Annotated in this window: 20 protein-coding genes and 1 tRNA gene; 13 read left to right on the top strand and 8 right to left on the bottom strand. The window is 71.9% G+C overall.

The genetic code is table 11. The features are described 5' to 3' along the window. The first annotated feature begins 212 nt into the window (after nucleotides 1-212). The 3 genes from DVR05_RS05000 to DVR05_RS05010 all read left to right on the top strand — a co-directional run bounded on the left by DVR05_RS05000 (nucleotide 213) and on the right by DVR05_RS05010 (nucleotide 4,066). Nucleotides 213-1,400 carry an ROK family transcriptional regulator gene (locus DVR05_RS05000; protein ID WP_116244627.1) on the top strand — a complete coding sequence of 396 codons (1,188 nt, stop codon included), beginning with the start codon at nucleotides 213-215 and terminating at the stop codon, nucleotides 1,398-1,400. Nucleotides 1,401-1,696: 296 nt separating this feature from the next. After that, nucleotides 1,697-2,362 carry a hypothetical protein gene (locus DVR05_RS05005; protein ID WP_116244628.1) on the top strand — a complete coding sequence of 222 codons (666 nt, stop codon included), beginning with the start codon at nucleotides 1,697-1,699 and terminating at the stop codon, nucleotides 2,360-2,362. A 459-nt stretch (nucleotides 2,363-2,821) separates the two neighbouring features. After that, on the top strand, nucleotides 2,822-4,066 hold the full coding sequence (locus DVR05_RS05010) for an LCP family protein (RefSeq protein ID WP_116244629.1): 1,245 nt from the start codon (nucleotides 2,822-2,824) through the stop codon (nucleotides 4,064-4,066). Nucleotides 4,067-4,275: 209 nt separating this feature from the next. On the opposite strand, the gene DVR05_RS05015 is transcribed toward DVR05_RS05010, so the two are convergent. Together DVR05_RS05015 and DVR05_RS05020 are read right to left on the bottom strand one after the other, a co-directional pair. Then, nucleotides 4,276-5,220: a hypothetical protein gene (locus DVR05_RS05015; protein WP_116244630.1), complete on the bottom strand. Its 945-nt coding sequence runs from the start codon at nucleotides 5,218-5,220 to the stop codon at nucleotides 4,276-4,278. Nucleotides 5,221-5,569: 349 nt separating this feature from the next. After that, on the bottom strand, nucleotides 5,570-6,535 hold the full coding sequence (locus DVR05_RS05020) for a hypothetical protein (RefSeq protein WP_116244631.1): 966 nt from the start codon (nucleotides 6,533-6,535) through the stop codon (nucleotides 5,570-5,572). 324 nt (nucleotides 6,536-6,859) lie between these two features. On the opposite strand from DVR05_RS05020, the gene DVR05_RS05025 reads away from it, so the two are divergent. Beyond that, complete coding sequence (locus DVR05_RS05025; protein ID WP_116244632.1) at nucleotides 6,860-8,608, top strand: GAF domain-containing protein; 1,749 nt, start codon at nucleotides 6,860-6,862, stop codon at nucleotides 8,606-8,608. 372 nt (nucleotides 8,609-8,980) lie between these two features. Here DVR05_RS05025 and DVR05_RS05030 read toward each other — a convergent pair whose 3' ends face one another. The 4 genes from DVR05_RS05030 to DVR05_RS05045 form a co-directional block, all read right to left on the bottom strand. Next, on the bottom strand, nucleotides 8,981-9,340 hold the full coding sequence (locus DVR05_RS05030) for a VOC family protein (protein ID WP_116244633.1): 360 nt from the start codon (nucleotides 9,338-9,340) through the stop codon (nucleotides 8,981-8,983). Between the two features lie 53 nt (nucleotides 9,341-9,393). Continuing rightward, on the bottom strand, nucleotides 9,394-10,065 hold the full coding sequence (locus DVR05_RS05035) for a response regulator transcription factor (protein WP_116244634.1): 672 nt from the start codon (nucleotides 10,063-10,065) through the stop codon (nucleotides 9,394-9,396). Nucleotides 10,066-10,243: 178 nt separating this feature from the next. After that, the gene (locus DVR05_RS05040; protein ID WP_116244635.1) at nucleotides 10,244-11,749 is read right to left on the bottom strand and encodes an amidase; all 1,506 of its coding nucleotides are present in this window, start codon (nucleotides 11,747-11,749) and stop codon (nucleotides 10,244-10,246) included. A gap of 32 nt (nucleotides 11,750-11,781) precedes the next feature. Continuing rightward, nucleotides 11,782-12,801, bottom strand: coding sequence for a D-2-hydroxyacid dehydrogenase (locus DVR05_RS05045; RefSeq protein ID WP_116244636.1), 1,020 nt, complete (start codon nucleotides 12,799-12,801; stop codon nucleotides 11,782-11,784). Between the two features lie 313 nt (nucleotides 12,802-13,114). Between DVR05_RS05045 and DVR05_RS05050 the strand changes: the two genes are divergently transcribed. The 5 genes from DVR05_RS05050 to DVR05_RS05070 all read left to right on the top strand — a co-directional run bounded on the left by DVR05_RS05050 (nucleotide 13,115) and on the right by DVR05_RS05070 (nucleotide 16,609). Next, on the top strand, nucleotides 13,115-13,597 hold the full coding sequence (locus DVR05_RS05050; protein ID WP_116244637.1) for a DUF3830 family protein: 483 nt from the start codon (nucleotides 13,115-13,117) through the stop codon (nucleotides 13,595-13,597). A 78-nt stretch (nucleotides 13,598-13,675) separates the two neighbouring features. Continuing rightward, nucleotides 13,676-14,482: an Asp/Glu racemase gene (locus DVR05_RS05055; protein WP_116244638.1), complete on the top strand. Its 807-nt coding sequence runs from the start codon at nucleotides 13,676-13,678 to the stop codon at nucleotides 14,480-14,482. A gap of 29 nt (nucleotides 14,483-14,511) precedes the next feature. Further along, nucleotides 14,512-15,261 (top strand): maleate cis-trans isomerase, encoded by a 750-nt coding sequence (locus tag DVR05_RS05060; RefSeq protein WP_116244639.1) that lies wholly within the window; start codon nucleotides 14,512-14,514, stop codon nucleotides 15,259-15,261. A gap of 51 nt (nucleotides 15,262-15,312) precedes the next feature. Next, a complete protein-coding gene (locus DVR05_RS05065) occupies nucleotides 15,313-15,990 on the top strand; it encodes a GntR family transcriptional regulator (RefSeq protein WP_116244640.1) in 678 nt (225 codons plus the stop codon). Between the two features lie 193 nt (nucleotides 15,991-16,183). Then, the gene (locus DVR05_RS05070; protein ID WP_116244641.1) at nucleotides 16,184-16,609 is read left to right on the top strand and encodes an Hsp20/alpha crystallin family protein; all 426 of its coding nucleotides are present in this window, start codon (nucleotides 16,184-16,186) and stop codon (nucleotides 16,607-16,609) included. 126 nt (nucleotides 16,610-16,735) lie between these two features. On the opposite strand, the gene DVR05_RS05075 is transcribed toward DVR05_RS05070, so the two are convergent. After that, nucleotides 16,736-18,199, bottom strand: coding sequence for an NAD-dependent succinate-semialdehyde dehydrogenase (locus DVR05_RS05075; RefSeq protein ID WP_116244642.1), 1,464 nt, complete (start codon nucleotides 18,197-18,199; stop codon nucleotides 16,736-16,738). Nucleotides 18,200-18,358: 159 nt separating this feature from the next. Here DVR05_RS05075 and DVR05_RS05080 point away from each other — a divergent pair, with 159 nt between their 5' ends. From DVR05_RS05080 to DVR05_RS05090, 3 genes are all read left to right on the top strand, one after another. After that, nucleotides 18,359-19,615, top strand: a complete 1,257-nt coding sequence (locus tag DVR05_RS05080; protein WP_116244643.1) for an aspartate aminotransferase family protein — start codon at nucleotides 18,359-18,361, stop codon at nucleotides 19,613-19,615. 77 nt (nucleotides 19,616-19,692) lie between these two features. After that, the gene (locus DVR05_RS05085) at nucleotides 19,693-20,835 is read left to right on the top strand and encodes a hypothetical protein (RefSeq protein ID WP_232831988.1); all 1,143 of its coding nucleotides are present in this window, start codon (nucleotides 19,693-19,695) and stop codon (nucleotides 20,833-20,835) included. Between the two features lie 138 nt (nucleotides 20,836-20,973). Then, nucleotides 20,974-21,049: transfer RNA gene (locus tag DVR05_RS05090), tRNA-Arg, on the top strand. A gap of 202 nt (nucleotides 21,050-21,251) precedes the next feature. Here the strand turns inward: DVR05_RS05090 and DVR05_RS05095 are convergent. Further along, entirely contained in the window at nucleotides 21,252-22,379 is a 1,128-nt protein-coding gene (locus tag DVR05_RS05095; protein WP_116244644.1) for a site-specific integrase, read from the bottom strand. A gap of 162 nt (nucleotides 22,380-22,541) precedes the next feature. On the opposite strand from DVR05_RS05095, the gene DVR05_RS05100 reads away from it, so the two are divergent. After that, nucleotides 22,542-23,171: a transposase family protein gene (locus tag DVR05_RS05100; RefSeq protein ID WP_232831989.1), complete on the top strand. Its 630-nt coding sequence runs from the start codon at nucleotides 22,542-22,544 to the stop codon at nucleotides 23,169-23,171. Nucleotides 23,172-23,315 lie beyond the last annotated feature (144 nt).

The following is a 23,315-nucleotide window of genomic DNA, read 5'->3' on the forward strand; positions in this document are numbered from 1 at the left end:
TTCGGGCTGCTCCAGCGGAGAGGAGGGCGGGACGTGGACGCGCGGTGCGGGGCGCGCGAGGAGTGGCCTCCGGTGGTCCGTGTGTCGGGTTCCACTCGGCCCTTCCGACTTTAAGCCTGACTATGGTAAAAAACCAAGCACACTTCAGAACACTTCTTTACATAACCTCCCAGCCATCCCGTCGCCACCGGAACGTAATGATTCAATGAGGCATGGCTAGAACCCCCGGACGCTTGTCCTCGACGGCCACCAGCGGCCACATCCTGGAGATGATCCGCACCGGCACGGCCACCAGCCGGTCGGAGATCGCGCGCGCGACCGGGCTCTCCCGCCCGACGGTCGCCCTGCGCGTCACCGAGCTGATCGACAGCGGCCTGGTCGTCGAGGGGACGGGGGCGGTCTCCAGCGGCGGCCGACCGCCCACGCTCCTGGAGTTCAACGCCGCGAGCGGACTCATCCTCACCGGCGCCCTGGGCATGGCCCGCAGCCAGGCGGCCGTGTGCGACCTGGACGGCGAGGTGCTCGTGCGCACCCCCGGCTCCCCGGACATGGAACAGGGGCCGGAGGTCACGGTGCCCTGGCTGCTCGACACGTGGACCGACCAGCTCGCCGCGCTCGGGCGCGCCCCCGGCGACGTGCGCGGCGTGGGCATCGGCCTGCCCGGCACCGTCGAGTTCCACGCGGGCCGCGCCGAGGACCGGCCCTCCCTCGGCAAGTGGGCCGGCGTACCCCTCGCACCGCTGGTCGCCGAACGGTTCCCCGTCCCCGTGACGGTGGACAACGACGTGAACGTGATGGCCCTGGGCGAGCACATCGCGGGCGGGCACGGCCACACCGACGACATGATCTTCGTGAAGGTCTCCACCGGCATCGGCGCCGGGCTCCTGTCCGGCGGGCACATGCTGCGCGGCGCCCTGGGCGCGGCCGGGGAGATCGGACACATCCCCGTCCGCGACGGCGGCGGGCTGCCCTGCCGCTGCGGCAACACCGACTGCCTGGAGGCGGTCGCCGGAGGACGACGGCTGCTGGAGAGCGCCGCGGCGCGCGGACGGCGACTGAACGGTCTGAAGGACCTGGTGGCCCTGGCGGCCGAGGGCGACCCCGTGGCGGTCACCCTGGTCCGGGACGCGGGCCGCCGACTGGGCGAGGCGCTCGCCGGGGCGGTCAACCTGCTCAACCCGGAGGTGATCGTGCTGGGCGGCGACCTGTCCGAGGCCTACGACCACCTGGTCGCGGGTGTGCGTGAGGTCGTCTTCCAGCAGTGCACGGCGCTGGCCACCCGGCAGCTGCGCGTGGTGCCGAGCGCGCTCTGGGACGACGCGGGCGTGCGCGGATGCGCCGCCATGGTGATCGAGGGAATCCTCTCCCCGGAGGCGGTGAACAAACTCCTGGCGGGGTGACCGTGTCCCGGCGCGCCCCCGTCCACAGGCTGTGGACGGAAGGTTTGCCTCCCCCGCCCGTCCGGGCAGACCACCAGGAAGGGGCTCCCCGCCCCCGCCCTCGCGCCTCCATCACCCGCCCCGCCCCCGCGACCACCCGTTTCACCCGCGAAGACGCCGTTCACCACGTGCGTCCGCGACGCATGGGTACTTGACAAGGACCCGCATCGTGCCGAATAGTCGCCCAGCACCCGGTCCCACCCGCACTCCCCCGTCATCCCCGTGACCGCGGGCCCCCGCCCGGAAAGGTCTCCACCGTGTTCGACGACAACCCGCTCCTGCTCATCCTGTTGGGCGCCGGAATCAGCCTGGTCACGAGTGTCGTCGTGACCGCCGTCCAGGCCCGCCTGATCCGCCGCGACGGTGTCCGTGCCTCCTCCCGGGCTTCCGCACGCAGTCTGACCAGTGCGTTCATCGCCGAGCGCGACTCCCAGGACCCCCAGCAGAGCTTCCTGGCCGAGGCCGAACTGACGGTCATGTCCATGACCGACCGCAAGACGCGCGACCGCCTCCGCGACGTCATCCGCCTGCTCCGCGAGCGTGACCTCCCCGAGGTCGAGGAACTCAGCGGCGTCAGGTCCGCCCGCGCCCGGCAACTGCTGTGCGACCACGCCCTGGAGATCCTCGGCGCCCACCTGCGCGCCGAGCGGCTGCCCGAGGTGCCCGCCCAGGTCCGCAAGATGCTGTCCATCGAGGAGGAGGCCCTGAGCATCCACGCGGGCGAGACCCCCAAGCCCACCGAGCCGATCGCCAAGAGCCAGGTCGCCTCCCGCCCGAGGCACACCGGTTCCACGGCACCGGCGCGCAAGGGGACCAAGGGCGGCGCGAGGAGCGGCGGCACCCGTTCGGCCGCCAAGGGCTCCGCCCCGACCACGGCCGACGGCGCCGGGAACGAGAAGGAGAGCTCGTTCCGGGACGAGTGAGCGTCGCCCGCCGACGCCTCGACCCGACGTCCGCGCGACCGATCGTTGCACCGGAACTGTCCACGGATCATCGAACCCGCGCCCATTCGGCGGGTCGGACGTGATTATTGCGGGCGCGGATGCGAAAGTCGGATTCGGAAAGCGTCAGTGGATGACCGCCCGGTGAAGGAATTGTGCGGCGCATTCGTGGTCAGGGTTCCCGCGCGCGGACAACCCGAACGCGCGACCGACGGAAACTTCGCCTAGGATCTCAGCCACGCGCGGGTTCACCGGGTCCCGGCGTCCGCCCGGCCCGGCCGCCTCCCTGCGGACCGTCGGCCGCCCCCACGGCCCTCCGGAGTCCCACGGCGGCCCGCGCCCGCTTCCCGTGTGCTCTCCGTCACCCCCGGACACGGACGTGCGCCCCACAGCGGGCGGGTACCCGACACCCGCCGCTGGCCGAACTCACCGAGGTTGCCCATGCGCGTCGACGACTCCTCCACCGCCTCCGGGACGGACACCCCCTCCGTCCGTACCCGCCCGCGCCGCCGCTGGCGCCGGATCCTCCTGTGGACCGCCGCGGGGCTCGCCCTGGTGCTGATCACCGGGGTGGGGACCGCCTACGGCTACTACAGCTACCTGCGCTCCGGCATGCTCCAGCACGATCTCGGCGCGGTACTCGACGAGGAGGACCGGCCCGACCGGCTCAACGACGCCGTCAACATCCTCTTCATGGGGACCGACGGGTACGAGGAGGGCACCACCGCCTACAGCCGGGAGTTCGAGGGGGAGCGCTCCGACGCGCTGATGCTCGCGCACATCTCCCCCCACGGCGACCGCGTCTCCGTGATCAGTTTCCCGCGCGACTCCCTCGTCATGCTCCCCGCGTGCGCGCCCTACGGTCAGACCGAGGGCACCGGCGGCTACTTCGGCATGATCAACACCGCGATGTTCCACGGCGGCCCGCCCTGCGTGGTGCACACGATCGAGACGCTGACCGACATCCGCGTCGACCACTTCGTGCACCTCAGCTTCATGAGCTTCCGCGACGTGGTGGACGCGATCGGCGGGGTGGAGATGTGCATCCCCGAGCCGATGCGTGACCGGCGCTCCGGACTCGACCTGGAGGCGGGGGAACAGGTCCTCGACGGTGACGAGGCGCTCTCCTTCGTACGGGCCCGCTACGAGATCGGCGACGGCGGCGACATCGGGCGCATCGACCGACAGCAGATGTTCCTCGGCGCCCTCGCCGACCAGGTCGGTCGGCGCGAGGTCCTCACCAGCCCCGCACGGCTCAACGACCTCCTCACCGCCGTGGCGGACAACAGCGCCACCGACCGCGACCTCACCCTCGACCGGATGCTCTCGATCGCGGTCACGCTCGCCGACGTCGATCTGTCCGACATCCGGTTCCACACCGTGCCCTGGTATCCGGCGCCCTACGACCCCAACCGGATCCTGTGGGACGAGGCCCGGGCCGCCGAGCTGTTCACCGCCGTGCGCGAGGACCGCTCGCTGCCCGCCCAGTTCGCCGCCGACGAGGCCGGAACCCCGAGCCAGCCCGGCGAGTCCGCGCCGCCCACACCACAGGACGACGAGTCCGGCGTCTCGGGGGGGGCCGAGAGCGAGGAGGGCGAACCCTCGCCCACTCCCGGCGGGGGCCGTGACGCGACCGCCGACCCGTGCGAGGACGGCCTCGGGTTCGGTACCGACACACGGAGCTGAGCCGGGGCGGGCCCGGACGGGAACGGGGGGCGGCCCCGGACGATCCAGTCCGGGGCCGCCGTCGCCTCGGACGGCGGGAACGCTCGGTCTACGCCGGTATGCGCCGGGAACCCCCACAGTTCGACCGGCGCCTCCGTCGGCGGACGGGTTCCGCTCACCGCCCGAGGCCGCGTGCGCCCGCCACGACCGACGGGCGCACGTTCTGGGGGTCAGACCAGGCCGCCGGTGACCAGTCCGGTCACCTGGGACGGGTCGACCTCGGGCTCGCCCACGCTGGGCAGCCCCTCGACACCGACCAGGTCGCCGCCGACGGAGTCCGCGGGCACCAGGTCGGTCAGTGAGGCGGCCTCGGGAGCCGCCATGGGCAGGACCTCGGTGGGCTCGGGCAGTCCGGCCGCGGGAAGCAGGGTGGTGGCTCCCCCGGTCAGGTCCGCGTTCTCTCCCGGGTCCAGGGAGACGGGGGTGTCGGCTCCGGCCATCGGCAGCGCCTCGGCGGGCGCCTCGGGCGCGGAGACGGCGTGCGCCAGCGGCAGGGTGCCGCCCACGTCCACGCCCTCCAGCGGTCCGGCCCCGCCCAGCAGGCCGGAGAGGGGGTTCCCGGCGCCGCCGAGCAGGCCGGAGACCGGGTCCACGGCGCCGCCCGCCTGGCGGACGGTGCCCTGGTCGACCATCTCCTGGCCGACCACCTCCTGGCCGGTCAGGCCGCCGAGCGCGTCACCGCCCAACAGGTCGGAGACCGGGTCTCCGGCAACGGCCTGGTGGTCGACCTCGTTCGCCAACGGAACGGCGCCCTCGACGCTCTCCAGGTCCAGGGGGCCGACGTTCGCGGCGTTGTCCTCGTCCCCGATCGGGGCGTGGACGGGGGCGCCCTCACCGACGACACCGCCGACGGTGTCGACCGGGTGGGACTGGTGGTCGATCTCGGGGGTCGCCGAGACCGTCCCCGGCTCGACCTTGACCAGGTCGCCGACGGGGGAGGAGACACCCTCGGTGAGCTGCGCGGGAACCTGGCTGCCCAGGTCGCCCAGCGGGAGCCCGTCCGTGACACCGCCGAGTGTGTCGGCCCCCGCGATCCCGGCCCCGAGGGCGACGAAGCCCGCGGTGCTGGCGGCCATCAGCGCGGTCCTGGCGGTGGTGCGCGCGGTCTTGAACATGGGATTCCTTCCGGAACTACGTAGGTGTACGGCTGTGTGGACGGGCGGCGGAGCGGGTGTCGGACCCCGCCGACCCACGGTCCGCTCCCCTGGCCGGGGGGACGCGTTCCGTGTGGTGCGAACGTGCGTGCCCGGAGAGCCCGTCGCTCATGGAGGGAGCGGAGGGGCTGGCCGGTCGACAGTCCCTGGTCTGGCTGACCATTGACTGACGTGAACCTCGCCGTCGAGGTGCGCGGCTCACGTCAATCCCCAGCGGTGTCCGGGGCCGGGTCCACGACGGTGGACGTCCCGGGTCTGGGCAAGGAGGTGCCAGAAGGGGAGGATCGCTGGGCGACCGGAGAACGCCGCTCTAGTCGGGCGAGAAGGTCGGCTCGTCGGCGGAGTCGGCGGGAGCCGAGCGCAGGACGTGCCAGGCGGCCTGGAGCAGGCCGGGGAGGGGGGCGGGGGCCGTCGTGGAGGGCAGGTAGCCCGCGACGGCGGTACCGCCGAACGCGCCGCCGGGCGCGGAGGAGGACGCATTGGTGGACGAGGCCACGGCCGAGCGCGCGGAGTCGATGGCGGAGCGGCGGGGGTCGTCCTCGGCGGCGCGGTGACGCTCGGCGTCCTCGGCCTCCTCGGGGCCGCCCGTGTCGGCGGTGTCCACCGACCCCGCGTGTTCGTGCGTGTCGGCGACGAACTCGGGGAGGACGTCGACGTCCGCCTCCGGGGTCTCCTCGGCCGCGCGCCGGGGCGTGTCCGCCCCGGACCCGTCCGGCTGCTCCTCGGAGACGGAACGGGGGCCGCGGGCGCGCTCGGGCTGGCCCGGACGCACCACCTCGCGGACCCGCTCGGCCACCTGACGGCCGTGGCCGTCGGAGGTCCGCACGGAGACCGCGTCGGACGCCTGACGCACGGTCTGCGAGGTGCGCTCACCCACGCCGGTGACGGCTCCGCTCAGGGGGCGGGTGGCCAGATCGGGGACGACCTGGGAGGCGACGGGGGTGTGGCCCGCGTGTTCGGGGCCAGCCGGGGCCGAAGCCGGCTCCCGGGAGCCTCCCCGCGCCCGATCGTCGGCACGCCCCCGGTCCTGCTGGGGGGCCGCGGCGGGCCGGTTCTGGGCGGCCTCGGCGGGGCCGTGGGCCCGCGCCGTCTGCCCGACCGGGCTCTCACCGGAGGGGCGGTCGGCCGCCGCCTGGGCGGGGCCGGCCGACGCCAGCCAGGTGGCGACCAGGACCCCGGCGACGAGGGCGGCGAGCAGCAGAGCCCGCCGGACCGGCGCGGAGAGCACGGCGGAACGAGCGCCGGGGGCGCTCGCGAAGCCGTGGAATCCAGACACCGGGTTCCTTCCGCCGAGGGGGTCGTCCGTCGTATGTGGGGTGAACGGAGTCATGGGGTACGACACCGGAGGTCAGGGCACTCCGGGTCGAGCGTCGCAGGGTCTGGGAAGACTCTCCTGCCGTCCGCTGATCGCGACGTTAGCATGAATTGCGCGGCCGATACCCGGACTCCACAGGAATTCCTCCGCCCCGGCGCCCGCATCCCACGGGAGGGATGTGGCGCACCGGGGAAAAACCCACGACAATTCGACCATTAAGCCCAAGGGAAACGCGCAATTGCCTACAGAGACCGCCGAACCGGCTCTGCGGAGGTTGACCACCACATGACCGAGATCCCCCAGAGCCCTCCGCCGTCCTCCGCCCGCCTGGACGACCTGCTCACCGAGGTGCGCACGCAGCTCGACACCGGTCTGTCCCCCCAGGGCCGGATACGGTCACTCCTGCAGGCGGTGCTGGCCATCGGGGGCGACCTGGACCTGGCCGCCGTGCTCCGCCGTCTCACCGAGGCCGCGGCCGAGCTGGCCGGTGCCCGCTACGCCGGGCTGGGCGTGGTCGACGAGGACGGCGGCTTCACCGAGTTCATCCCCGTGGGAATGAGTCGGGAGCAGGCCGAGCGGATCCACCGGTTCCCGCACGGGAAGGGCGTACTGGCCGCGCCCCTGGCCGACCGCGAACCGCTGCGCCTGGCCGACCTGCGCGACCACCCCGACTTCGCGGGCTTCCCGGACGGGCACCCGCCCATGACGAGCTTCCTCGGCGTCCCCATCCAGGTGCGCGACGAGGTGTTCGGCAACCTGTTCCTGACGGAGAAGGCGGGCGGCGGGGCCTTCGACGAGGAGGACGAGACGATCGTCATGGCGCTCGCGACCGCCGCGGGCGTGGCGATCGAGAACGCGCGGCTGTACGAGGAGGCGCGGCTGCGCGAGCGCTGGCTGGCCGCTTCGACCGAGATCACCACGCGGTTGCTGTCGGGCGCCGACTCCGGCGAGGTCCTCGAACACATGGCCGCTCGGGCGCGGGAGATCGGCGACGCCGACGTCTCCGTCGTCCTCCTGCCCGACCCGCGTGCGCGGGGCCACCTGTTCGCCGAGATCGCGGACGGCCACGTCGCCCAGGAGATCCTGGGGACCGCGGTCGAGATCGACGGCACCCCCTACGGCGACGTGTTCGAGACGGGCGAGCCCGTGAGCGTCCCCGACCTGACCCGGACGGGCTGCCCGATGCTCGCCCACCACGGTTACGGACCGGGGTTGGTGGTGCCGCTGGGGACACCGGGCAACACCCGCGGCGTGCTGCTGCTCGGGAAACTGGACGACCGCGCGCCGTTCGGCTCGACCATACGGCGTATGCTCCACGGCTTCTCCGTCCAGGCCGGGGTGGCCCTGGAGCTGGCCGAGGCGCGGGGCGACAACGAGCGGCTGGTCGTGTTGGAGGAGCGCGACCGCATCGCCAAGGACCTGCACGACGTGGTGATCCAGCGGCTGTTCGCCTCCGCCATGACCCTGATGAGCACCATGCGGCTGATCGACTCGCCGGAGGCTGAGGAGCGCGTCCAGCGCACCATCGACGACCTGGACTCCACCATCCGCGAGATCCGGTCGACGATCTTCGCGCTCCAGAACCCGCCGAGCCGCGAGGACACCTCGTTGCGGGGACGCATCCTGCGCCTGGCGGAGAACTCCGCGCACACCCTCGGCTGTCACCCGGGGGTGAGTCTGGACGGGCCGATCGACGCCTCCGTGCCCGACGAGGTCGGCGAGCAGCTGCTCGCGGTGCTCGGGGAGGGGCTGAGCAACGTGGCCCGGCACGCGCGGGCCACGGAGGTGCACGTGTCCGTGGTCGTGGAGACGGCGGCGACGACCGGACGGCCCGCCACGCTCACGCTGACGGTGACCGACAACGGGGTCGGCCTGCCCGAGGAGGGCCGCCGCAGCGGGCTGCGCAACCTCGACGAGCGCGCCCAGGCGCTGGGCGGGGGGTTCACCGCCGCCCGAGGGGAGACCGCGGGCACGGTGCTCACGTGGAGGGTTCCCGTCCCCGACACCGAGGACCGGTCCCCGGACGATTTCTGAGCAGTGTCTCTCGGGTCCTCCGCTTCGCTTCGGACCGGGGTGGGGCGCACTCAGGGCAGGGATGCCTCCTCCCCGGCTTCGCCTGTCGCTCGTTCCTCGCCACGCGGCTCGCCTCGGCCCGCCCGTCGCCCTCCACCGCCCTCAACGGACGCCTGCGGCGCGGCACCCCCCACTTCGTCGCCCTCCACCGCCCTCAACGGACGCCTGCGGCGCGGCACCCCCCACTTCGTCGCCCTCCACCGCCCTCAACGGACGCCTGCGGCGCGGCCCTGTCCATGAGCATCCTGCCTGCGCCCGAACGGCGACCCCCTCCGGGGCGACCGTTCCACAGAGTTCCACGGAACGGGCTCCGGCGGCACCGGATGGGGCACCTCAGCGGGCGGCCGGGACCACCAGGCAGAACTCGTTGCCCTCGGGATCACGGAGGACCTGGAACGACCCCTGAGCGTCGGTGACCGCACCGCCGACCGCGACGGCGCCCCTGGCGACCACCGCCTCGGTGGCCGCGGGGATGTCGTCGACGCGGACGTCGAGGTGCACGCGGTTCGGCGCGGTCCTGGGGGCGGGGTCGGGCTGGAACGAGAGCCGGGGGCGGCCCTCGGCGCCCTCGACGTAGGCCCACCCGTCGCTCCGCTCCACCGGCTCACCGCCCAGCACGAAGGCCCAGAACCGGGCGAGGTCGGCGGGGGCTGCTGCGTTCACGACCCACTGGTCGACGGTTCCCACGGTCATGGGAGGCGAGCCTAACGGCCGGGGAGCGGGCGGAACCACCCGGGGGGAGGGGCTCAGTACCGCCTGCCCCGGAGCTCGGCGACCAGGACGGCGGCCTGGGTGCGGCGTTTGAGGTCGAGCTTGGACAGCAGCGCCGACACGTAGTTCTTGACGGTCTTCTCCGCCAGGTAGAGCCGCTCCCCGATCTGCCGGTTGGTCAGGCCCTCGCCGATGAGGTCGAGGATCTGGCGCTCCTGGGGCGTCAGCTCGGCCAGGGGGTCCGGTTCGGCCTGGGCCCCACGCAGGCGCTCCAGCATCGCGCCGGTGCTGCCCGAGTCCAGCAGCGACCCTCCGGAGGCCACCGTCCGCACGGCGCCGACCAGGTCGGCGCCGTGAATCTGCTTGAGCACGTACCCGGCGGCGCCCGCCATGACCGCGTCGTAGAGCGCGTCCTCGTCGGCGAACGAGGTGAGCATGAGACAGGCGATCTCCGGGTGGTCGGAGCGGATCTCCCGGCACACCTGGACGCCCGATCCGCCGGGCAGCCGCACGTCGAGGACGGCCACGTCCGGCAGGACCACCGGGATCCGGGAGAGCGCCTGTTCGGCGGTGCCCGCCTCGCCGACCACGGTCATGTCGTCCTCGGTCTCCAGGAGCGCCGCCACACCGCGGCGGACCACCTCGTGGTCGTCCACGAGGAAGACCCTGATCCGCTCCCGAGCGCCCTCGGTTCCACCGCCCGTCATCCGCCCATCCCCATCCTGCGTCTCGCGGGTCAGACACCACTCCGACCTAGACGGTAGCGCCTACCGGGGTCGGCGCACGGGCCCTATGGCACGAAACTCCCCGGGCGAAAGTCCCGGAAAGGGACGATTCACGCGGCTCGGGGAGCGGATCACCTGGTGACGTGCGGTGAAGGCGCCGCTACGGCCTCCGGTCCGCCCAGGGGCGGGCCAGCTCGAACGCACGGCAGGCGGCCAGGACCCGGGCGTCGGAGTGCCGGGGGCCGACGATCTGGAGGCCGACCGGCAGACCCGCCTCGGAGAAGCCGCACGGCACGCTCGCGGCGGGCTGCTGCGTCATGTTGAACGGGTAGCTGAACCCGGCCCACGACGTCCAGCGGCGCCCGGCCAGCTCGGGCGGCGACTCCAGCCCCGCCTCGAAGGCGACGATCGGGGTGGCAGGGGTGAGGAGGAGGTCGTACTCGGTGTGGAAGCGTCCCATACGGGCGCCCATGGACATCCGCAGCGCCATCGCGGTCAGGTAGTCCTGCGCGGAGTAGGTCAGTCCCTCCTCGACGATCTCCCGCAGCCCCGGATCGAGCAGGTCGCGCTCCCGGTCCGTGAGCGCCTCCGTCGCCTTGGCCGCCCCGGAGTACCAGAGCACGTGGAACTCGTCCACCGACGGCGGCAGGCCCGGGTCGGCCTCCTCCACCCGCGCGCCGAGTTCCTCGAACGCCTTCACCGCGTCCGCGACGATCCGCGCCACCTCCGGGTCGACGTCGAGCCCGCCCAACGTGGGGCTGTAGGCGACGCGCATGCCGCGCACGAGCTCCTCGGCGTCGGTGCGCAGGCGGACGTCGGCCAGGCCCGGGGCCGGGGGAGCCAGCGCGGCCCAGTCACGGGGGTCGGGCCGGGTGATGCACTCCAGCATCAGGGCCATGTCGCCGACGGTCCGGGTCAGCGGCCCCGTGTGCGCGAGGGAGCCGAACGGGCTGGCCGGGTAGTGCGGGACCAGGCCCCACGTCGGCTTGATCCCGCAGACCCCGCTGAAGCTCGCCGGGATGCGGATGGAGCCGCCCCCGTCGGTCCCGGTGGCGAGCGGTCCCATCCCGGCCGCAACGGCCGCGGCCGCTCCCCCGCTGGAGCCGCCGGGGGTGGTGGACAGGTCCCACGGGTTGCGGGTGACCCCGGTGAGGGGGCTGTCGGTGACCCCCTTCCACGCCAGTTCCGGCGTGGTCGTCTTGCCGACGAACACGGCGCCCTGCTCGCGCAGTCGGGCGACCACGGGGGAGTCCTCGTCCCAGGGCCCGGCCTGGGAGGTGGTGACCGACCCCCGGAGGGTGGGCCAGCCGCGGGTCAGGTGGATGTCCTTGACCGAGGCCGGGACCCCGTCCAGGACGCCCTCGGGCTCCCCCCTCCGCCACCGCTCCGCGGAGGCCCCCGCCGCCGCCCGCGCCTCCTCCGGCAGCACCAGGCAGAACGCGTTGAGCGCCGGGTTGTCCTGCTCGATGCGCTCCAGGACCGCGTCCACGGCCTCCACGGGGGACAGCTCCCCGGAGGCGTAGGCGGCGAGCAGTTGTTCGGCGGACAGGTCGGCCGGGCTGGTGGGCACGCCGCCGCGCGCGCGTGGCACCTCCGGGGACGGTCGGCTCGCGCCGACAGCCGCACCGTTTCCGTCGATCTCGGTCCGATCGGTACGGATCGTCACTTCAGCCTCCCAGGTCACACCGCGGTCAGGGGTCAGCCGGGCACGTAGCCGCGGCTCTTGTCGACGACGTTGAGCAGTTCGCGCCCGTCGAGGTAGCGGGCGAGGTTGTCCAGGAACAGGTCGACGAGGTCGTCGCGCCAGCCGACGACGTCACCGGACATGTGCGGCGAGACCACCGATCCGGGCAGCTCCCAGAGCGGGGAGTCGGTCGGCAGCGGCTCGTCCTCGAACACGTCCAGGGCGGCCCCCGCGATCCGTCCCTCGCGGAGGGCGGACACGAGGTCGGACTGGACGACGATGGGCCCGCGCGCCACGTTCAGCAGGCGCGCGGTCGGCCTCATCAGCCGCAGGAAGCGCCGGTCGACCAGGCCCCGGGTGGCGTCCGTGAGCGGCGCCGCGATGACCACGTAGTCGGCCTCGGGCAGCGCGGAGACCAGGGTGGGGGCGCCGTCGGCGCCACGGTCGGCGAGACTGGACTCGACCACGGAGTGGAAGTCGGGGTCGTCCGAACGCGCGCGGCGTCCGGAGGCGTGGACCTCCAGCCCCATCGCGGAGAGGCCGCGGGCGATGGCGCGGCCGATCGGGCCGGTACCCACGACCAGGGCCCGCCGCCCCGCCACCCGTTCGGTCTCCCGGTGCCGCCAGCGGTGCGCGCGCTGCAGGTCCCACGTGTGGTGGAAGTCCTTGGCGAAGGCGATCACCTGGCCGACGACGTACTCGGCGATGGGCTGCTCGAAGATGCCGCGCGAGTTGGTGAGCACGACGTCGCTGTCGACGATGCCGGGGAAGACCAGGTTGTCCACCCCCGTCGTGGCGGCGTGGACCCAGGTCAGCGTGTCGGCCTTGGGCCAGGCGGAGGCGAGCGCCTCGGAGAACAGGTCCCAGACCAGGAGGGCGTCCGCTCCGGGCAGGCGGGCGGGCAGTTCGTCGGCGGTGACGTAGTCGACCCCGCCGAGGCCGGGGTGGTCGTCGATCCGCTCGTGGCCGGGCGGGAGGTCCTCCCCGCGCAGGACGAGGAGTCGGGGCCGGTGCGGTGCGATGGGACTGTTCACGGGCGTGCACTCCGTTTGGCGACGTGGCTAGGACGTGGTCGTCCGAGGTGGTGACGGTCCGCCCCGCACGAGAAACGCTAGGGAGCCGACATAGGATTGTCAACAATCCACAAAGCGGTCGTTCTCCGGTGAAACAGGACCTCTCGACCACCCCGAGGTGGTCGGGATACCCGACCCGCGCGCACCTATTGCCGCATGAGACATGTAAACCATAAGATTGTCGACAATCAACAACTCTGTTGTCGCGCCTTCGTCCCCAACACCACGACCACGAGCGCCGCCGTCGAAGGGACGCCACACATTGCCCAGGTACATGACCATCACGCTGGCCAAACGCGGAGTGTCCTGCGTGGCCGAACTCCTGGACAAGGACGCGCCGCGCACCTGTGACGCGGTCTGGAACGCGCTCCCCCAGGGAGACGCCGTCCAGCACGCCAAGTACGCGCGCAACGAGGTCTACACCATGGTGCCGCGGTTCGCCGAGACCGAGCCCGGCCAGGAGAACCCCACCGTCACCCCGATCCCCGGCGACGTCGTCTACTTCTCCTTCGACGGCGGAATGCTCGACCGTGCCTTCAAGGAGGACAAGGGCATCGAGCACCTGCCGGGCGTCATCGACCTCGCCCTCTTCTACGGGCGCAACAACCTGCTGCTCAACGGCGACGTCGGCTGGGTCCCGGGCAACGTGTTCGCCACGGTCGTGGAGAACCTGCCCGCCATGGCCGAGGCCTGTAACGACGTCTGGCGTTCCGGCAGCGTCGGCGAACGCCTCCTGTACGAGCGTCTCGAACGCTGACCGGACCACGGTCCGGTCGACCCGCTCCCCCGTACGCACGCATACGAACACAACACGCTTCCGGGAGGTGAGTGACCGATGCGGACCGATGGAACACCCACACCAGCTGAGGGCACCGGCGCCGAGCACGAGGTCGTCGAACTGGCCGCGACCAAGCTGACCCCGTGGCAGTCGGGGGTCGGAGTCATCGCGCCCTACGACTTCGCCCTCGACCGCGAGCTCTGGCGGTGGACGCCGGACGACGTCTCGCTGCACGTCACGCGGTTGCCGTACGTGCACGTTCCCGTCACGGTGGACCAGGCGGCGGCCCTGAGCATGGAGGAGAACGTCGACCCCGCGGTCCGCGCGTTGCTCGCCCCCGAACCGCTCGCCATCGGATACGCCTGCGCCTCCGGCAGCTTCGTGCACGGAGCGGAGGGGGAACGCCGACTGCACCGGACCATGATGGCCGCCGGGGCCCCGGCCGCCGTCACGACCTCGGGCGCGCTCGTCCAGGCGCTCGGCGCGCTGGAGCTCGACCGGATCGCCGTGGTCACGCCGTACGTGGACAGCGTGACCGACCGGCTCCTGGGCTTCCTGGGCGAGCACGGCGTCGAGGTCACGTCCAGCGTGGGGCTGGGGCTGCTCAGCCACATCTGGCGGGTCACCTACGCCGAGGTCTCCCAGGCGGTGCACTCGGTGGACCGCCCCGACGCCCAGGGTGTCTACATCAGCTGCACCAACGTCCTCACCTACGACATCATCGCGCCGCTGGAGCGCGAACTGGGCAAGCCGGTCATCGCGGCCAACCAGGTGACCATGTGGGCGGTGATGCGTGCGGCCAACAGACACGCCGTCGCCCAGGGCCAGCGCCTGCTCGACGTCACGGCACCGAGTGCCGTGTGACCACCGGCCACACCCACCGAAGGAGCGCCATGACCCGGGTCGGATTCCTCTACCCCGGCTACAGTGCCGAAGACGACTACACGGCGTTCGCCGCCATGCTCGGCGGCGGGGTCGAGCTTCCCGTCGTGCACACGCTCATGCGCGAGGACGCCCACCGGGTGGACGCCCTGCTCGACGTCGGGAGCGAGGACGTCCTGGCGACGGGGGCGCGGGAACTGTCCCGCACGCGCGTGGAGTCGGTCGTCTGGGCGTGCACCAGCGGCAGTTTCGTCTTCGGCTGGGAGGGCGCCCGCAAACAGGTGCAGGGGGTGCGCAACGCCGCCGGGGTGCCGTCGTCGAGCACCTCCTTCGCGTTCGTGCACGCGCTCCGGCAGCTGCGGGTGACCCGGGTGGCGATCGCCGCGACCTACCCGGAGGACGTCTCCCGGCGCTTCGTCGACTTCCTCGGCGAGGCGGGGATCACGGTGCTCTCCCTGGCCAGCCACGGGATCGTCACCGCCGCCGAGGTCGGCGACCTCGATCCGGACGAGGTCCTGGACTTCGTCATCTCCAACGACCACCCGCGGGCCGAGGCCATCCTGGTCCCCGACACCGCGCTGCACAGCGCCGACCTCATCGAACCGATGGAGGCCCTGATCGGCAAGACCGTGCTCACCGCCAACCAGGTGAGCATCTGGGAGGGGTTGCGGCTGGCGGGGGTGACGGAGGCCCGGTCCGGGCCCGGCACCCTCTTCCGTTCCGGCGCCGCCGCGGTCACCAGCGCGCTGGCCGCCCGTTAGCCTCGACGACGCACCCGACCCCCGCCGTCCCCGACGAGAGGAGTACCGCCCATGTCCGCCCCAGGTCACCTGAGACCCGTGCCCCGGCGATCCACCGCCGAACTGATCGCCGACCAGCTCAGATCGGCGATCATGTACGGCTCACTGGCGCCGGGGGACCAGCTCGGAGAGGCCGAACTCGCGGGACAGCTGGGGGTGAGCCGCGGTCCGCTCCGCGAGGCCATGCAGCGGCTCGTCCAGGAGGGGCTCCTGCGCAGCGAACGGCACAGGGGCCTGTTCGTGCGGGAGCTCACCGCGGACGACGTACGGGACATCTACGTGGCCAGGCTCGCGGTGGAGCGCACCGCGTGCGAACTCATCATGCGGGGGAACCGGGGAGAGGCGCTGGCCCGCCTCACCCCCGCGCTGGACCGGCTGGCCGAGGCCGCGCGGAGCCGGGACCGGAACGCGATGAGCGACGCCGACCAGGCCTTCCACCACACGCTCGTGAGCTGTGCGGGCAACAGCCGCCTGGAGCGGATGGCGCAGACGCTGCTGGTGGAGACCCGCATGTGCCTGACGGTCATGCAGGACGTGTACCCGGAGCCCGAGGAGATCCTCGACGAGCACCGGCGCATCCTCGACGCCATCGTCGACGGGGCCGAGGAGCGGCTGCTCGACCTGATCGAGTCGCACATGGTGGACACGGTCGAGCGCATCAACGGGGAGCCTCCGGTGGCGGGGGTCTAGGGACCTCCCCGGGCGGAGCGCCGCCGGGGCCGCGCGTGTCCGAACACCGTACGCGGAAGCGGGCGGGAACTCGAAAGTTCCCGCCCGCTTCCGCGTCTCCAGGACTTGACAATGCAATAACGATCAATAAAGTTGAGTGTGTTCGCATCAAGTCACCGACGATGACGTCGACGATGCCTGGAGGTGAAGAGTGATGTTGATGCGTACCGACTCGTTCCGTGAGTTCGACCGTCTCGCCCAGCGGCTCCTGGAGCACGGCCGCCCGGCGGTCATGCCGATGGACGCCTACCGCGAGGGCGACGACTTCGTGGTCCACTTCGACCTGCCCGGCATCTCACCCGAGAGCATCGACCTGGAGGTCGAGCGCAACGTGCTCACCGTCAAGGCCGAGCGCCCCGGCCCGCGCCGCGACGACGTGGAGCCGATCGTGAACGAGCGCCCGAGCGGCACGTTCACCCGCCAGGTCTTCCTCGGCGACGCCCTCGACACCGAGCACATCGACGCGCACTACGACGACGGTGTGCTCACCCTGCGCATCCCGGTGGCCGAGAAGAGCAAGGCACGCAAGATCGTCGTCGGCCACGGCGCCGACCGGGAGGCGACCGCCATCAAGGCCTGACCGGAACGGGCGTACCGTCCATCACTCGGGGCCGCACCCGCGGGTGCGGCCCCTTCCCCTGTGTCCTCAGCCCCCGTGTTCCGCGGCCCCGTCCCTCCGGAGGCCGCGGAACGCGGAGCTTCGCGGTCAGATCCCGCCGATGCCCACGTACTTCGTGTCGAGGAACTCGTCGATGCCCACGCGGCCGCCCTCGCGGCCCAGCCCGGAGTGCTTCACCCCGCCGAAGGGCGCCGCGGGGTTGGAGACGATGCCCTGGTTGAGTCCGACCATCCCCGCCTCCAGCTCCTCGCTGACCCGGAGCGCCCGGTTGAGGTCGCGGGTGTAGAGGTAGCTGACCAGGCCGAACTCGGTGTTGTTGGCGGCGGCCAACGCCTCCTGCTCCGTCTCGAAGGTGAGCACGGGGGCGACCGGCCCGAAGATCTCGGTGCGGGAGAGCTCACTGTCCATCGGTACGTCGGCGAGCACGGTGGGCTGGTAGAAGTGCCCGGCCCCCGCCGCGGCCCCGCCGCCGACGAGCACCCGCGCGCCCCTGCCGACCGCGTCGTCCACGAGCCCCTGGACCTTCCGGCGGGCCTTGTCGTCGATCAGCGGACCGACCTGCACGCCCTCGTCCACACCACGACCCATCCGCAGCGCCCCCATCCGCTCGCTGAGCCGGGCGGCGAACTCGGCGGCCACCCCGGACTGGGCGTAGATGCGGTTGGCGGCGGTGCACGCCTCACCGATGTTGCGCATCTTGGCGAGCATCGCGCCGTCCACGGCGGCGTCGAGGTCGGCGTCGTCGAAGACCAGGAACGGCGCGTTGCCGCCGAGCTCCATGGAGGTGCGCAGGACCTGCCCGGCGCTCTGTTCGAGGAGCTTGCGCCCGACCGCCGTGGAGCCGGTGAAGGAGAGCTTGCGGATGCGGCCGTCGCTCAGCAGGGGCTCGGTGACGGCCCCGGGCGACGTGGTGGGGATGACGCTGAGGACCCCTTCGGGCAGCCCGGCCTCGGCCAGGATGCCCGCCAGGGCGAGGGCGCACAGGGGGGTCTGGTGGGCGGGCTTGAGGATCGCCGTGCACCCGGCCGCGATCGCGGGCCCGATCTTGCGGGTGCCCATCGCCATGGGGAAGTTCCAGGGCGTGATGAGCATGGAGGGGCCGACGGGCTGCCGCATGATGAGGAAGCGCGACTTGCCGTCCGGCGAGGTCGAGAAACCGCCCTCGATCCGCACGGCCTCCTCCGAGAACCACCGGAGGAACTCGGCGGCGTAGGCGATCTCGCCGCGTGCCTCGGGCAGGGGTTTGCCCATCTCCAGGGTCATGAGGACGGCCAGGTCCTCCTGTCGCTCCATCAGGAGCTCGTAGCCCCGGTGCAGGATCTCACCGCGGGCGCGGGGGGCGACCGTGGCCCACTCCCGCTGGGTCCGGTGGGCGACGTCGAGGGCGGCGAGGGCGTCCTCCTTGCCCGCGTCGGCGACCTCGCACAGCGCCTCCCCCGTGGAGGGGTCCTCCACCGCGAAGGTGGCCCCGGACGCGGCGTCACGCCACTGGCCCCCGAGGAAGAGCCGCTTGTCCACCTGTGCGACGACCCGTGCTTCCTGATCCGACATGTTCCCCACTCTCCACTCACGCACCGACCCGGACGGGCGGCCTGTGGTCAGAACTGCCCGGCGTGCGCCCTCTGGACACCGCCCGGCACGGATGTTTCCATAGCCCTGTCGATTGTCAACAATCCTACGGAACGCGCAACACGGAATTGAGGCCAGCGCATGGCGGAGCTCTCCCCGATCCTCAAGCAGGCGACCCCGGTCCTCGCGGCCCGGGGCGAGGGCGCCTACATCTACGACGAGGACGACCGCCGCTATCTCGACTTCACCGCGGGCATCGGCGTCACCAGCACCGGACACTGCCACCCCCGGGTGGTGGCCGCCGCCCAGGAGCAGGTGGCCACCCTCATCCACGGCCAGTACACCACCGTGATGCACCGGCCGCTGCTGCGACTCACCGAGCGGCTCGGAGACGTCCTCCCCGAGGGCGTCGACCGGCTGTTCTACGTCAACTCCGGCAGCGAGGCCGTCGAGGCGGCGCTCCGCCTGGCACGGCAGGCGACCGGGCGGCAGAACGCGATCGTCTTCCAGGGGTCCTTCCACGGGCGGACGATGGGTGCGGCGTCGCTGACCACCTCCGGAGTGAAGATCCGCGCGGGGATCGGCCCGCTCGCGCCCGGGGTCGTGGTCAGTCCGTTCCCGTACGCCTACCGCCTGGGGATGACCGAGGAGGAGGCGGTCGCCCACGCGCTGCGGGAGTTCGACTACCAGTTGGCCACGGTGAGTTCCCCGAAGGACACCGCGGCGGTGTTCATCGAGCCGGTGCTGGGCGAGGGGGGTTACCTGCCCGCACCGGACGCCTTCCTCCAGGGGCTGCGCGAACGCGCCGACCAGCACGGGTTCCTGCTGGTCCTGGACGAGGTGCAGACCGGTTTCGGTCGGACCGGCACCTTCTGGGGCCACGAGCCCTCGGGGGTGCGGCCGGACATCGTCATCACCGCCAAGGGGCTGGCGAGCGGCTTCCCGCTGTCGGCGATCGCGGCGCCGGAGTCGATCATGGCCAAGGCGTGGCCGGGGTCGCAGGGCGGCACCTACGGCGGCAACGCGGTCTCGTGCGCGGCGGCGATCGCCACTCTGGACGTGATCCAGGAGGAGGGCCTGGTGGAGAACGCGGCGCGGATGGGTGAGCGGCTGCGGGAGGGCCTGGAGAAGGTCGCGGGGGCCCACCCGGTCATCGGTGACGTGCGCGGACGCGGCCTGATGCTGGCCAACGAGTTCACCGCGCCCGACGGGTCGCCCGACGGGGCCACCGCCCTGCGCGCCCAGCAGGCCGCCGCCGGGAACGGGCTGCTCCTGCTGACGTGCGGCCCGGCCGGGAACGTCGTCCGGATGATCCCCCCGCTGGTGGTCAACGGCGAACAGGTCGACACGGCGGTCTCCCTGTGGGCGGCCTCCGTGGAGGAGGCGACCCGCGGCTGACCGCAACCGGGTGTCGGCCCCCTACGTCGGAGTACCCGGGGGCACCGCACGGGCCCCCGGGTATCCGGAGGTGAGGGATGGCCAGGCACCGGAAGAGCGACAAACCCCCGTCGGAGCGTCCCCTCGGTCTCAGGCCGGTGTTCGACCCGGCGCTCCCGTCCCGCCTCAGCGCACGGCTGAGGCGGGACCCGTCCGTCCTGCCTCCCGAGGCGGAGGCGTCCCGCCCGTGGTCCGGGGCCCGTCTGCGGCTGCTCGTGGGCGGTCTCGCGGTCGCGTCGCTCAACACCCTCTGGCTGGTCGGGGTCAGCGCCGTGCCCGGCGGGGAACCGCTGCTGTTCTCCTCCCCGTTCCTCTACCTCCCCGGGGTCCTGGCCCAGTCCGTGCTGGTGGGGGTCACCGGGCTCGGCGCGGTCCGCACGGCTCCGAGCTCGCTGCTCCCCGCCTGGCTGCGCAGGTCCCGCGGCCGGACGCTGTGGACGGTGTTCTGCCTGTCGGTGATCCCGACGACGGTGGCGGCCTGGACCGCCTACGGCCTCCTGCCGGAGCGGCTGTTCCTCCTCGTCTGGCACCTCCAGCCCGCGGTGTACGCCGCGGTTCCCCTGTGGGTGGCCTTCGGCTGGACCCGCCCCCAGCGGCTGGCCGTGACCCACACACGGCACTACCTCGTTCCGGACGACTTCGACCGGCCCGGCGCCGAGCTGATCCTGGTCGTCCAGAGCACGATCGACGCCGTGGAGGAGGCACGGGACCGGCTCGGCGCCTCGTTCGAGGCCACGCGGCCGCTGGAGATCCTGCGGGCCGAGGAGTGGCGGATCGCATCGACCCTGTACCGGTACCAACGTCTGCGCGCCGAACACCGGGACGAACTGGCCGCCACCGCCTCAGATCGGGTGCGAACGCTGCTGGTCGGGCAGGAGGCGCGACAGGAAGCCGCCTTCGCGGAGCTCTCGGCTCAGGTGCGGCCGATCATGGAGTACGGCACGACGGTCGGGGAGGCACTGCGGGCGCACACCGAGTGGGAACAGATCGAGCGGGCCGAGGCCCGTGAGGAACGAATCGCCGAGTTGAGCGCCCGGGCCTCGTCCGACGGCGGCGACGTGAACGCGCTGCGCGACGAGGCGCTGGGCGCGGTGGCGGCCAAACAGGCCCGGGACGAGTTGATCGACCGGGCGCTCGCCGCCGGACGGTCGCTGGCCCCGGAACCCGACGAGCGGGGCTGAGTCGGGAGCCGGGCGGGGCAACGCCCCCATGTCGCGGGTCACACCGGAAAAGTGCACGAAGCCCTCCCGACACCGTGATAGAGTCGGAGACGTCGCCAGGGAGGCACCGCCAACCGGGCGACACACAACTGAAGACCTGCACTCGTAGCTCAATGGATAGAGCATCTGACTACGGATCAGAAGGTTGGGGGTTCGAGTCCTCCCGAGTGCGCCACCTTGAGACAGTGGAGAAAGTGCCCTTGACCTGCGAAAGCGGTCGGGGCGCTTTCTTTTGTGCTGCCTCATCCGGCCAGTGTAGCGCCTCAGGTGTAGCAACGGGTGTAGCAACCGTGATGGTTCGCCACGGGTCGCCATAGGCCACAACGCCTATGTGGCGGGGGAATCCGCAGCCGCGCCCGGGTCCGGCTTCGACGACTTCAGTCGCTTGAGGGCACCGCCATCACCGTCGCCGTGCGCGCCTGCGTCTTCTTCGTGAAGTGGGTGTACACCTCCGAGGTCGTCTGCAAACGCGAGTGCCGCAGCGCGTGCTGGATGTCCTTGAGCTCCACCCCCTCCTCGTACAGCCACGTGGCGGCCGTGTGCCGAAGATCGTGGATCCGGGCATCCTCCACCCCAGCCCGCTTGCACAGCGCCGTCCACGCCCGGTTCAGGTTCCGCGGCTCGATCGGGGTGCCGATGCCGCTGGCGAACACCAGGTCCTCGTCCACCCACACCTCGGCGTCCTCGCGTTCGGCCTTCTGGGCTTCGCGGTGCGCCTTAAGCGCGTCGACCACGACCGGCGGCACGGGGATGGTCGCCTCGGACTTCTCCGTCTTGCCCCTCACGACTTCCAGACGGCCGCGCCGGCGCCCGTCCTCGCCCGGGGCCGCGTCGCGCACACGTTGCAGGGAGGGGCCGACGGCCGCCAGGCCCTCGTCGAGATCGATCAGCGACCAGCGCAGCGCGAGGGCTTCCCCGCGGCGAAGGCCCAGCACGAGGATGGTGACCCACACCGTGGCGTACCGGTCCTCAGCAGCCTCGGCGAAGACCGCGTCGATCTCCTCCTGGGTGAGCGCCCGGCCGCGCGAGGACTTGCCCGAAGGGGGGTCGACGAGCGTGGCGACGTTGCGGGTGACGATCTCCTCGCGCATCGCGTCGTTGAGGGCGATCCGCAGGACGGTGTGCGCGTAGGCCTGGGCGCGGGAGAACAGGGTCACCACGGGCGGGTTGGGGTTGTCCTTGGTGGGCTTCTTCTGGCGCCCGGACGGCTTGGTCTCCAGCTCCTTCAACCAGGTGCGCAGGTGCGCGGGCGCGAGCTTGCCGATCTCGTGCTGACCGAGGTGGGGGACGATGTGCAGCCGGACGTTGTCCGCATACGAGTTCATCGTGTTCTGCGAGATCTTCTCGGCCTTCACCCGCGCGGGCAGGATCTTGGCGACCCACTCCTTGGTGAGCCACCGTTCCAGGGTGACGCCCTTGCCGGTGATGATGGGTTTTCCGGAATCGATCTTCGCCTGGAGCTCCTTGAGCTTCGCGCGCGCTTTTGCCTGCGTCTTGCCGTACACAGGCTTGCGCTTCCCACTGAGGTGATCCCAACGACTTTGAAGCTGGATGAAAACGGCAAACCGAACCTGAGAGGAGGAACGTCCGTTCCGCAGACATAGACGTGGAGCCCCAGGTAGAAGGCGAGGTGTCGAATCTTGCCGGGCTACCGTGAAAGGCTCCACGTGGTCACCTATCGTGCCATCCTCGACGTCCCCAGGGAAGCCGTTCTCTTCCTCTCCCACCTCCTGGCCACCGAACGCAGGCTACGCGGCACCCGCAAGGGAACCCGTGCCCTGACCTGCTTCCACCAGGCAGTGCTGGCCCTGCGCCACTTCCGCGACGGAACCGACCCCGCCACCTTGGCCCGCGACCACGGCATCGGCCGCTCCACCAGCTACCGCTACATCGACGAAGCCACCGACGTCCTGGCCGCCCAGGCCCCGGACCTGCACCACGCACTGAACAACGCCCACGACACGGGTGTGTCCCACCTCGTGCTCGACGGCATGGTGATCCCGACCGACCGCTGTTCGGAGAAGACGACCAGCGTCAGGGGCCAGAGCATCGACCTCTGGTATTCGGGAAAGGCCCACCACCACGGAGGCAACGTCCAAGGCGTCATGGAACCGGACGGGTTTCCCGTGTTCATCAGCCACGTCGAGCCCGGATCAGTGAATGATCTGCCCGCGGCCCGTGCCCACGTGCTTGGCGCGCTCTACGCCTGGGCGGCCCAAGGCCTGCCCAACGCTGGCCGATCTGGGATACCAGGGTGCTGGCATCGGCATCATCACCCCCGTCAAGCAGCCGAGTGACGGGCCACCGCTGGCCCTGGACAACCGCACCCTCAACACGCTCCAACGGGGCGTGCGCTGTCTGGGCGAGCGCGGGTTCGCACTGAGCGTTTTTCATCCTGCCTCGCGGAGTTGAAGCACGAGCACAGCCCGGGTGATCTCTCC

It is taken from the genome of Nocardiopsis sp. FIRDI 009, assembly GCF_003386285.1.
Lineage (GTDB): Bacteria > Actinomycetota > Actinomycetes > Streptosporangiales > Streptosporangiaceae > Nocardiopsis.